Here is a 12170-nt window from a genome sequence, read left to right as displayed (position 1 = left end):
GTGATGATAAAGGACGATTTGACTGGCGTACTTTGCGTCGGAATAAGTGGCGACCATTGTCGCGGAATCGTGGGGTACTTTCGTCGGAATATCTACTTTACTGTAGGCTTGTAAAAGAGGCTGGATATTTATTGACTCGACAATCTGATCAACTACTCGAACCGGATGTCCCTGTGGAATTAAATCATCAAACGAATAAGGCAAAAGTACCGTTTGTTGTTGGTTATAATGTTTGAATCTCATATATAATCAGTTACTTAACACTGATTAAATTTACAAAATTGTTAATAAAAATACAAACTAAAATAAAGTAGCTGACTCAGTTTTGAGACAGCTACTTTTTAAACACTTATTTCCATAAATTTATTTAGGTTCTGTTTAATTGGAATAGATCGCAGATATTAATCTTTTACAATCTAATTTTTAAACAAGTATTTAAGCTATTGTTCATCTAAAGACCAACCATTTACTTTCATTAGGAAATTTATTTCTAATCAGCTTGATATGTAATCAAAAAATATATAAATTTAAAGGAAAATAACACCAAAAGATGAATCAACGGCTACTTTAGGATACAATCATTGTGAGAACAATCCTCGGGATGACATTTCAGGATCAGAATTCATCTTTGTCTAACGCAACAGTTTTATAGGAAATTATCAGTGAAAGAAATTCAGTAAGTAATTTTAGAAATAACGCTACACTTATCATTATTTTTGCTAAGTATTTTCAATTTAATTAAAAACTCAAGAATAAATGTGGACAATCTTAGAAATCTTTATTTGTAAGTAGAAGTATATATTAAAACTTTAAAGAAATCTTCTTGCAAGTAGTTTGTTTTTTAGCTTAAATACTTATTTCCTCTCTTAATTTGCTTTTTTGTTGTAAACATTTCCATAACCTATATCGGAAATTAAATTAAAACTAGTATGAGTTTCTTTATCACCTTCTAATCTAAAAATAAATGGTAAGTTTTCAGCAAAAAAATATTTTTTATTAAAAGTTAATTGATAAAGTCGAGAATGTTTTGAATTTGCAAATTTTAAAAAATTCTCTCCTTTTGGGCCATTTTTGGTTATTACAATTTTCATTTTACTCAGGTAATACATATACTCGCCCTCTTCAATACAATTAACAGTTCTATTGAATACTTTCATGGAGATAATAGCATCTAATCTTTTAAAAGAATTCCAAATTTTAGGTCTCAAGTTATCAGTATAGTTTGCTTTAAAACGAGATAAGAATGAGTTATTTTTGCGAAAGTCATACTTGTCAATGTAAAAGACATCCGGAATCTGATCCCACTTCATAGTATTGTTTGAGAAAATATTGCCTTTATAGTTTAGCAGATGATATAACATTATTTCAAGCTTTCCTTTGTAGCTAAACAACCCATTATCCCATAATAATTCTCCTGCTGTGCCTTCACAAAGTAAAAAGTCAAAATGAGATTTTAGTCTACCTTCTCGTTCTTCATTAAGAATTATATGTTGCATGCTTTCAATTTCGCAATCAATTGAAAAAATATCTTCTTTTTCAAAAATTGATTCTTGCTCAAAATTAGTCTCATCAAATGCGTAATTTTTCTGCGAGGTAAAAATCAAATGATAGTCTTTACTTTTTTTAAACAAATTATTAATATAATCATTGTTTCTAAAAAGCATACAACATGCAGTTATAAAATCATGTCTAACGCATATAATATCAAATTCTTCGAATACTTCCTCGGTCATAAATTCTCTAATTCTACCGTAAATAACATCTAAATCTGTAATACCCCAAAAATCATATTTAGTCAGATAAGATGAAAATATTACGCCAAAAGCAGGTTTATAGTCACAAAGCTTGTAAGGCTTCTCAACTTCAATTTCAAACCCTAATTTTGCAGTAGATAACTGATTAAAATCTGAAAGAGTGATAGGAATAATCTTAACGTTATGAGGAGTTTTGTAATCTATAATATTATCTGTGAAAAGTAAGAAATCAATTGTTGGATTGGATTCACAAGATTTTAAAAAGAAATTAAAAAACCAGGGAAACGGACCAATGTAACAATTAATTAAAGCAATTTTCGTCATAAAATGTAAATTAAAAAAGAATTAAATAATTTGTCGCATTAAGTAAAATAAATGGACTTGATTTATTAATAATTATGGTTATAAGTTAAATGCTAAAATGAAACTGATTAATTTATGATCTTAAATACCACAAACTATAAAACTATAAATAAATAAAGATACTTCAGCATAGAATTAACGTGTGCGAATATCATTACTTAATTGTATAGCGAGTAAGAAATTAACATTTTATTAACTTTTAAGATTTAATCTGCATTTTTTAAATAAGTGTATTTGTCTTTTTGTAATCTATTTAAAAATATTTCTTTTAAAAGTTTTGAAAATAACACTAAAATGAATATCAGAATTTTCTTTTATAGGTACTTAATATTTAAGGTTATATTTAATTTAGATATAATTTTAATCATAAAAAATTAAATAAAATATATTTTTTTTCTAAAAAAAATGAATTATTATTTTTTTTTATGGTTTATAATTATATTTTTGATCAAAATAATCTCACACATTTTTGAAAAATTAAAGCTAAGTGCACGTAGTTTCTGAGATTTTTAGAAATCTAGAGATATTTTTAATTAAAAATTTTTATTAACATTAAAAAAATTTAAACATGAAGAAATTAAGCCTAAAAAACATGAAAGTTGTAAAACTTACTGAACAGGAAAAAAAATCAATAAAAGGTGGTTATGCTGTCAATTGGGAAACATCTGAGCAATGTAATCGTACTTCAGGGCCATACGTTCAATGGTGTAATGTACATTAATACCAATTAAATTAAAGGATAATTTATACCATTTTTGAGAATAAATAGTATTCAATATTACTTTACCCAAAGCAATACTTAGCATTCCAAATGCTAAGTATTGACTTTTTCAGCAGAATGATGCTGACATGCAAAACTGATTATCGGCTTATTTCATTTTAAATGAATAAAATCAAACATTTATTAATTATTTAAAAGTAATGTAACTATGAAAAAATTAAGTTTAAAAAACATGAAAGTTGTAAAACTAAGCGATGCGGAAAAGAAAAGTATAAAAGGCGGATATGGATTGGAAACTTCTGATCAATGTAATCGTCTTTCAACTTCGTACGTAATGTGGTGTTATACTATGAAATTTTAATATTTAGACTAAAAATTAAATTTAAGATTCGCTATGTCAATACTTAGCATCGTATATGCTAAGTATTGTTAGAAACATCGAGAATATGGGATTTTTTTTAGTGAATTACAGAGATTGTCATATTTCCTTTTTAATAAAAGATATTATCAGATGAAAAAAATATTGTTAATTATCATACTGATAATTACTCAAAGCATTCATAGTCAGACTAATTTTTCAGAAACTCAAAAATTAGCAGCAACCTGTAAAGTTTGGGGGTTTTTAAAATACTATCATCCAAAAGTTGCTCACGGTGATTTTAATTGGGATAAACAGCTTCTTGAAATGCTGCCAAAAATTTATCAGGCAAAAACAAAAGATGAGTTTTCGCTTGTACTTGAAAACTGGATCGACTCTTTAGGAGAAGTGCCCGCAGCTACTCCAATCGCTTTACCCAAAGATGTACAATATTTTGACAAAAACTTTGATTTATCATGGATTAAAAATAAAAAACTATTTTCTGAAAATTTGGCAGTAAAATTAAAATTTATAGAACAAAACAGATTTCAGGGAGATCAATATTACATTACAACATTTAATGCTGGAAATGTTTTGCTGCAAAATGAGAATTATTCCAATTTTCAGCCAAATAGCAAAGAGTCAAGGCTTCAGGTACTGTTTATGTATTGGAATTTAATGGAGTATTTTTTTCCATATAAATATTTAATGGATAAAAACTGGAATACCACTTTAGAGGAAATGGTGCCTATTTTTATAAATGCCGAAAATGAAGATGATTTTTACACTGCGATGAAAAAATTAACTGTCAGACTTAATGACTCTCATGCTATATTTTATAAATATCCTATTAAAGAAGATGAGCAGAAAAAAAATATTAATTACTTTCCTGCTAAATGTAAAATTATCGATGATAAAATAATTGTAACAAAGATTTTGAGTGATAGTCTTGCCAAAGCAGATGATATAAAAGTAGGAGATGTTATTACAAAGATTAATGATAAGACCATCAAAGAAATTATATCTGAAAACAAAGAGATTGTTAATGGTTCAAATGAAGCTTTTTATTTGAAAAATCTAGAGATGCCAATCTTATCTGGATATTCGGATAATGTTAAATTAGAATTTTTAGAGGATGGTCAGTATAAAAGTAAAATGATAAATTGGTATCAAGTTCATGATGCCCACAGGAATGAATATAGACATGCGGAAATAAAAGAAAAATTTAAAATTCTAAATAATAATATTGGATACGTTGACATGGGGCTTTTAAAAATTAAAAATGTTCCTTCAATGATTGAAAAATTAAAACTGACCAAAGCAATTATTTTCGACCTTCGAAATTATCCCAATGGAACTTACAAGGAAATATCAAATTTCTTAAATTCCAAGCCAAAAGAATTTGTTGTTTACACCAAACCAGATTTAACTTATCCAGGCAGATATAAGTGGAGCCAGCCATCAATAACAGGTTTAGAAAATAATGATAATTACAAAGGTAAAATTGTCGTATTAGTAAATGAAGAGACTTTGAGCCAGGCTGAATGGACAGCGATGTGCTTTAAGACTGCTGATAATACAACTATTATTGGCAGCCAGACTGCGGGAGCTGATGGAAATGTAAGTGATTTTGATTTAATTAAAGCTTTTTATACAAGATTTACTGGGATAGGGGTTTATTATCCCGATAAACATGAAACTCAAAGAGTTGGAATCATACCAGATATTGCTGTCAAAACCACTATCAAAGGAATTCAGGAAGGAAAAGATGAAATTTTGGACCGGGCATTAGAATTTATTGAAGCTCAAAAATAATTGAACGGCCTCTTGTAATTAAAATTAATCAAGATTTCTTTTAAATACAGTATGTCGCCCTTATTTTCAAAAAAGACAAATGATGTATAATCTTTTAAGAAATTATAATTGATGGTTTTTGAAATACCATTTTTTTAAAATTCCTCCTACTAGAAATTATTAAATTAATATTTACTCAATGAAAAAAAAGATTTTGTTGCTTTTTATAGTATTACTGTATACAATATCGGGTAATGCCAAAATTAGTGAAATAGAAAAGTTAGCTACTACTTGTAAAGTTTGGGGCTTTTTGAAGTATTACCATCCTGTAATTGCAAGTGGTAAAACAAATTGGGACGAACAGCTTTTTAAGGTATTGCCAGAAATTGTAAATGCCAAAAGTAAGGAGGAATTTTCAGCAGTTTTAGAAAGTTGGATTTCTAGTCAGGGAGTTGTGCCTGCCACTAAAATTTTGGAATTACATGAAAAAGCAAGTTGTTTTAATAAAAACTTAAACCTGGATTGGATTACAAAACATAAATTTTTTTCAAAAGAACTTTCTGAAAAGTTGCAATTTATAGCAGACAATAGATTTCAGGGACAAAACTATTATGTTCTTTACAATGAGGAAGCAGAGGTGCACCTGAAATTTACTAACGAGAACGAGTACCCCGATTTTCAATGGCAAAATCTAAATCTGCGCATTTTAGCATTATTTAGATATTGGAATTATGTAGAATATTTCTTTCCGTATAAATATCAAATGGATCAAAATTGGGATAATGCATTGCTTGAAATTTTACCCCATATTAGCACTCCAGATTCAGAAGAAGATTTTACTATGGCAATGCGTGAGCTTTCTGTAAAATTAAATGATAGTCATGCAGCGACCTTCAATATGAAAATGATGAATTATTTAGGGGGAGAAAAATATCCTGCTTTTGGAACAAAAATAATTGATAAAAAAATAATTGTTACACAATTAGTTAACGATTCTGTTGCGAAAATTGACGATATAAAAGTGGGCGATTTGATAACTAAGATTAATGGTAAGACAATTCCTCAAATAACAAAAGAGATTCAAAAATATCTTGAAGGTTCTAATAAACCGGCTGCTTTATCAAATCTCGGCTGGGTAGCATTAAATGGAAATACTGATGAACTGGAAATTGAATACATCAGAGACAATAAGTCTGGTGTAAAGAAAATTCACCGTTATGAGGCAGGGAGCTTTGAAAGAAAAATAAATTCGAAACCTAAATGGAAGCTTTTGGAAAACAACATTGGTTATGTCAACATGGGTAAACTAGAAGTTGACGATGTCAAAATAATGATGGAAGAATTTAAAAATACAAAAGCAATTATTTTTGATGTGAGAAACAGACCAAAGGGGACGCATCGATATATCAATGATTATTTAAATCCCGAGCCAAGGAATATATCAAAATTTATTTTTCAGGATTTAAGTTTTCCCGGACGTTTTATTTGGAAAAATGAAATGGATAAATGCGGTAAAACAAATAGTGACTATTATAAAGGCGAAGTCATTGTATTGGTAAATGAAACAACATTAAGTCATGCAGAATATACTGTTATGAGTTTCCAGACAGCTCCGAAAACTACAATAATAGGCAGTCAGACATCTGGAGCAGATGGTGCAAATTATTCGTTTACAATAATTAAAGATTTCAATTCATCCTTTACTTCACAAGGAGTCTTTTATCCTAATAAAAAAGAAACACAGCGAATCGGCATACCTATTGACGTTGAAGTAAAACCAACAATTTTGGGTATTCAGCAGGGAAAAGATGAAGTGCTGGATAAAGCGATTCTTTTTGTAAATAATAAGTATGGTTTTTAAGGCATTGTTAAATAAAAAATATATCATTTCAAATAATGAAAGATAATATAATAAAAATTGAAAAGGACATTTGGGGTTCTTTTGACCAAAATAATAGTGTTGGATTATATGTTGGATTATCCGGAATGATACTGTTTTACGACTATCTGCACCAAGCATATCCAATTGAGGAATACGAAAATAAATTATTGGCAATTATAGAAAAAGCGAACCAATTGATTGAAGAGGGAGTTGATTCTGTTTCCCTTTGCTCGGGGTTTGCAGGATATGGGATAGCATTATTGCGTCTTCAAAATAAAAGTATTGATATAGATGAAGAGTATTTTGAGACTATCGACGGTATTTTACTAGAAGAATTTAAGTTGCTGTATGAGTCAAATAATTTTGATTTTTTGCACGAGTCAATGGGTATATCGATGTATTTTATAGAAAGATATAAGGTAAGTAAAAACCAAAATATTTTTAAAGTTTTACAGCATTTTTCACACGATTTAATTTCGAAAATAAATGCAGATTTTAAAAATGTTTTAGTAAAATCATCAGAAAATCGTGGAGAATATTATTCATTTGGTGCTGCGCATGGTGTTGCAGGTTATTTGAATTTTTTAATTTACATGGAAAAAAATGTTGAAGGATTGGAAATAGATATTCGTAAACCTTTAAGAATTTGTGTTGATTTTCTAATGTCTTATAAAAAATACGATAATGAATCTAAGCAGTATTTTGCAAATATATTTTCATTGCAGTCAAATGAATTTATCCCTTCTAGATTATCATGGTGCCAGGGTGATTTAGGTATTTCAAATGCGCTTTATAATACAGGTGTCTTTCTAAACGATGATGATTTAGTAAACGAGTCAATTTCATTGATGAACAACAGTTCAAAAATAAGTTTTGAAGATTCAGGAATTAATGACAGCGGTTTTTGCCATGGTTCTGCCGGAGCTTTAATTCAGTATTATTTAGCGGCTAAAAAATATAGTCTCGATTACAGTTTGGCCATAGAGCAGTGGTTTGTCATATTACAAAAGCAGACCAATAATTTTGAAGAATTTCTTTGTTATGACAATTTAAATCAAAGATACCATGCAGAAAATAATCTTTTACTGGGATCTGCAGGAATTGGATTGACATTGTTGACTATGGAAAAAAAAGCGGATACAAAATGGCTGGAGACTTTCAACCTTTACTAGTCATTATTATTTATAAAAAGTATACAAAAAATGATTTTTTTTAATAACATTATTAAACGGGTTGCTAATTTTTCTATTCAATCCTACGACCTGAATAAACACGATCTGCCTGATTTCTTTGAGAACAATGAGCTGTTTAATCTTTGTCTGTTGACTGCCTCGGGAAGTTTATACAATGCTCTAAGCAAAAACAGGACACAAAAAACAGAGGCATCTTTGTCTAATTATTTTTTGCGAGCACATTTTAATCCAACTCCTTTTGGTGTTTTTAACAGTGTTGGTACGCTGCAATGGGATACTGAAACCAATATTATTAAAAATGATTCTTTGCGTTTTTTGGTTAAATATGACAATTTTTTTATTTCGTCAAAATTAAATGAAGGTCCATCTGACAATTGGAAGCATTTAAATTATTGTGTTAATCCATCTGTTTATTTTATGGATAAGGAAAAATTAAATTTTTATAAATCTAAAAATCAAGCGGATGATAAAATAGAACTTAACTATACTGAACTTGATGTAGACGAAGATTTGCAGTGGCTGTTAGATCAGTTTAAGTATCCTAAAAAAATGGATTTGGTTATCGAAGACCTTATCTCGCAAGGTTTCGATACTGAAGAAGTTGAGACTTTTTTACTGGAGATTATTGAAACAGGACTGATTATAGAATTCTTTTTGTACGAGTCATATGCGGGTAAACTGAACAGTCCATATGCTGCATATCTCTCTGGCTTGGTGCAGAAGAAAGAACATCTGATAGAAACCAAAGAGGAACTTACAAATTTTATCAAAACTTATATAAAAGAACAAGATGATTTTTTTGAAGAGAATGACAGGCCTAAAAATTTTTATGCCATTAATTCTTTTGAAACAGAGGGTGGGAGTTTAGATTTTGAAATTCAGAGCAAAATACAGAAATATATAGACTTTACCGTAAATTATAATTCACAAACTACTATTATAAATGATAATTTAAACAAATTCAATGCTAAATTAAGTGAGAAATATAACGACGGCTTCATACCCTTAAATGATATTTTTAATCCTTATTCGGGTATAAATTACAGGGCTTTAAAAGAGGAAAAAGAATTGAAGCTCCATCAGGATATCCTCCTGAAAATTATAGCTTCTGATAACAGCGAGCTATTTTTAAATCTGCCTGTCAGCGATAATATAGACATAAAAGCCTCTAAATTACCTGTGACGTTTAATGTAATTTTAGAAACTTTAATTTGCAAAAAGTCAGGAGAATCAATTATATATGTACTAGGCATGGGAGATCCATCTGCTCTGAACTTAATTTCGAGATTTAGTGATATTACAAAAGATGCATGTGAGGATATTGTGAATTACGAAAAAGAGATTCATAAAAGTAAAATTGTTGCCGACATTAAGTGCGTGGGCAGTTTTAGAAGTATAAATGTTGCGCCTGTAGAGCAGCGTTATGATTACTGTATTCCTATCAATGCATCGTATACAGAAGCAGGTAATCCTATTTTATTGTCGGATCTTTTTATTCATCTTCATGGCAAAAACATTTCACTAATTTCAAAACAGCACCAAAAGGAAGTTTTACCAAAAAAAGGATCTGCAATCAATCAAATGCTTTTTGATTCAGATGCCTATAATTTTCTTTGTGACTACGAATTCTACAACAAAGAAATTTATGGAGTAAATTTTAATTTTAATTTATACAGGAATTTTATTCCGTATGTTCCGAGATTATATCTTGAAAAGGGAATTTTACTTCAGCCTGCACAAATATTATTGATTGATACTAATTTTGATTTATCGGGATTTAGTGATTACTTATTAAAAAAGAGAATAGAGTATTCGTTTGCAAAAAAGATAACAATTCTAGATAAGCGAAGACTGGTTGTTTTGGATCTGGATAATCAAGATAACATTTCTTATTTGTTAGAAAAATTAAAGACAGACAAATTTTTTTATATTTCAGAATGTTTATACGAAAGCTTTGATCCTTCGATTAGCAGAGGTAATGAAAATTTTGCACATGAATTAGTTGTCAGTGTTAAAAACTCACATTATTTGAGGCCACACAACAACTATGAGGCTGTCCATATCAATAAAGTCACTTCTCAAAATGCTGCGGTAGTATCTCACTGGCTTTATTTAGAAGTATTTTGCAATGTTCACTCTGATCCTGAAATATTTAAAATTATTCAAAATGAAATTATTGCAAAAAATAAAACAGATCAATTTTTCTTCGTAAATTATAATAATCCAGATCGACACTTAAGATTACGTTTTAAAACAAAGTCGATAGAAAATAAACAATTTATTATAAATATTATTCATAAATTAAAATCAAAAAATGTTATCAGCAAATATCATATATTGCCATATGAGCAAGAATTATATCGATATGGAGGTCTTGAAATGATGGAATTTTCGGAAGATGTTTTTAATTTGGACAGCCGTGATCTTTTACAGCGTATTCTTGATAATGATTTAGAAGAAAAAACTGTTGAAATAACTGCAATTCTAAAAATAAAAAATTATTTAGCTTTTTTAAATTTTTCCATAGATGATATGATACAAAATTGTGAGGATGTTATAAAGAATTATTCTCAGGAGTTTGAGCTTACAGGTGAGTTAAGAAAAGAGTTTAATAAAGATTTTGCTGTAATGAAATTTGAAATTGAGAAATATGATTATGGCAATTTTTTAGATAATGATTCCTTAAAAAATAAGTTTTCTAAAAATAGTTCCAAAGTGCCTGACATGGCATCTTATGCATGGTTATTAATACACATGAGCATGAATAGGCATTTTAAACAAAAGCAAAGATTTAATGAATTCAAGATGTATTACTTAACAAAAAGCTACCTTAATCATCTTAAATATAAGAAATAAGATAATCTAACAAAATCCTGCATATTTTAAAATTGAAAAAATTCACCAATTACAGACAAGCCGATTTTAAAGATTGCGGTCCAACGTGTTTAAAAATTATATCGAAACATTACGGAAAAACAATTAACATTCAGGATTTGCGAGATAGCAGCGAAACAACTCGCGAAGGCAGTAATTTGCTTTTTTTAAGTGATGCCGCCGAGAAAATTGGCTTCAGGACGCTTGGTGCAAAAATGGATCTTAAACGATTAAATGAAGCGCCTTTACCTTGTATTATACATTGGAATAAAAACCATTATGTAGTACTTTACAAAATAAAAAGAAATATTTATTATGTTTCTGATCCCGCTTTTGGCTTAATTGAATACAACAAACAGGATTTTCTTAAATTCTGGATAGGCAATAATGCCGATGATGCCACTCAGGAAGGAATTGCATTATTGATGGAAGCTTCGCCCAAGTTTTTCCAATCTGAATTTGATAAGGAAGAAAATAAAGGGTTAGGTTTTAAATTGCTATCACAATATGTATTGCGATACAAATCATTTTTGACACAACTTAGTATTGGTTTATTAGCGAGTAGTTTGATTCAGCTAATTTTTCCGTTTTTAACCCAAAGTATTGTTGATGTTGGGATACAAAACCAAAACATTCATTTTATTTATCTCATTCTTTTTGCTCAGTTATTTCTCTTTGCCGGAAGAACAGGCTTAGAACTGATAAGAAGCTGGATATTATTACATCTTTCTACAAGAATAAACATTTCGCTTATTTCTGATTTTTTCATTAAATTAATGAATCTTCCTATTTCGTTTTTTGATGTGAGAATGACCGGAGATATCATGCAGCGCATAAATGATCATCGCAGAATCGAAAAAATCCTGACAACATCGTCATTAAATGTGCTGTTTTCTGTAATTAATATGTTTGTGATGGGAGGAGTTTTAGCCTATTTCAACCTGCAGATATTTTTTGTGTTTTTTGCAGGAAGCATACTTTACTTTGGATGGATTACTTTATTTCTGAAAAGAAGAGAAGTGCTGGATTATAAGCGCTTTGCTGAGGTTTCCCAAGAACAGAGTAAAGTAATGGAACTTATTAACGGAATGCAGGAAATTAAACTCCATAATGCCGAAAAACAAAAACGCTGGGGCTGGGAGTATGTTCAGGCAAGATTGTTCAGGGTTTCTATAAAAGGATTGGTTTTAGAACAAACACAAACGATAGGTTCTTCTGTAATCAATGAGCT

General features: G+C 29.4%; 8 protein-coding genes and 1 pseudogene. 7 read left to right on the top strand and 2 right to left on the bottom strand.

Annotated features, from left to right (window positions below):
• Both ACQKCJ_RS24260 and ACQKCJ_RS24255 read right to left on the bottom strand, forming a co-directional pair.
• Nucleotides 1-243 (bottom strand): annotated as a pseudogene (locus tag ACQKCJ_RS24260) (IS5/IS1182 family transposase); the annotation flags it as partial.
• A 623-nt stretch (nt 244-866) separates the two neighbouring features.
• Nucleotides 867-2078 (bottom strand): DUF6625 family protein, encoded by a 1212-nt coding sequence (locus ACQKCJ_RS24255; protein WP_427403109.1) that lies wholly within the window; start codon nt 2076-2078, stop codon nt 867-869.
• A 607-nt stretch (nt 2079-2685) separates the two neighbouring features.
• Here ACQKCJ_RS24255 and ACQKCJ_RS24250 point away from each other — a divergent pair.
• The 7 genes from ACQKCJ_RS24250 to ACQKCJ_RS24220 form a co-directional block, all read left to right on the top strand.
• On the top strand, nt 2686-2838 hold the full coding sequence (locus tag ACQKCJ_RS24250; RefSeq protein WP_271335150.1) for a hypothetical protein: 153 nt from the start codon (nt 2686-2688) through the stop codon (nt 2836-2838).
• A gap of 208 nt (nt 2839-3046) precedes the next feature.
• Entirely contained in the window at nt 3047-3199 is a 153-nt protein-coding gene (locus ACQKCJ_RS24245; RefSeq protein WP_348079641.1) for a hypothetical protein, read from the top strand.
• 150 nt (nt 3200-3349) lie between these two features.
• The gene (locus ACQKCJ_RS24240; RefSeq protein WP_427403108.1) at nt 3350-5011 is read left to right on the top strand and encodes a S41 family peptidase; all 1662 of its coding nucleotides are present in this window, start codon (nt 3350-3352) and stop codon (nt 5009-5011) included.
• 178 nt (nt 5012-5189) lie between these two features.
• Nucleotides 5190-6851 (top strand): S41 family peptidase, encoded by a 1662-nt coding sequence (locus tag ACQKCJ_RS24235; RefSeq protein ID WP_427403107.1) that lies wholly within the window; start codon nt 5190-5192, stop codon nt 6849-6851.
• 35 nt (nt 6852-6886) lie between these two features.
• Complete coding sequence (locus tag ACQKCJ_RS24230) at nt 6887-8044, top strand: lanthionine synthetase LanC family protein (RefSeq protein ID WP_271335146.1); 1158 nt, start codon at nt 6887-6889, stop codon at nt 8042-8044.
• Between the two features lie 30 nt (nt 8045-8074).
• On the top strand, nt 8075-10921 hold the full coding sequence (locus tag ACQKCJ_RS24225) for a thiopeptide-type bacteriocin biosynthesis protein (protein ID WP_427403106.1): 2847 nt from the start codon (nt 8075-8077) through the stop codon (nt 10919-10921).
• A gap of 32 nt (nt 10922-10953) precedes the next feature.
• The coding region (locus ACQKCJ_RS24220; RefSeq protein WP_427403105.1) for a cysteine peptidase family C39 domain-containing protein at nt 10954-12170 on the top strand (1217 nt) is incomplete at its 3' end.

The sequence above is a fragment of the Flavobacterium sp. NPDC079362 genome (genome assembly GCF_050267765.1).
In the GTDB taxonomy this organism is placed as follows: domain Bacteria; phylum Bacteroidota; class Bacteroidia; order Flavobacteriales; family Flavobacteriaceae; genus Flavobacterium; species Flavobacterium azizsancarii.
The sequence above is the reverse complement of the archived record's forward strand: the minus strand, read 5'-3'. Positions and strand labels throughout refer to the sequence as shown.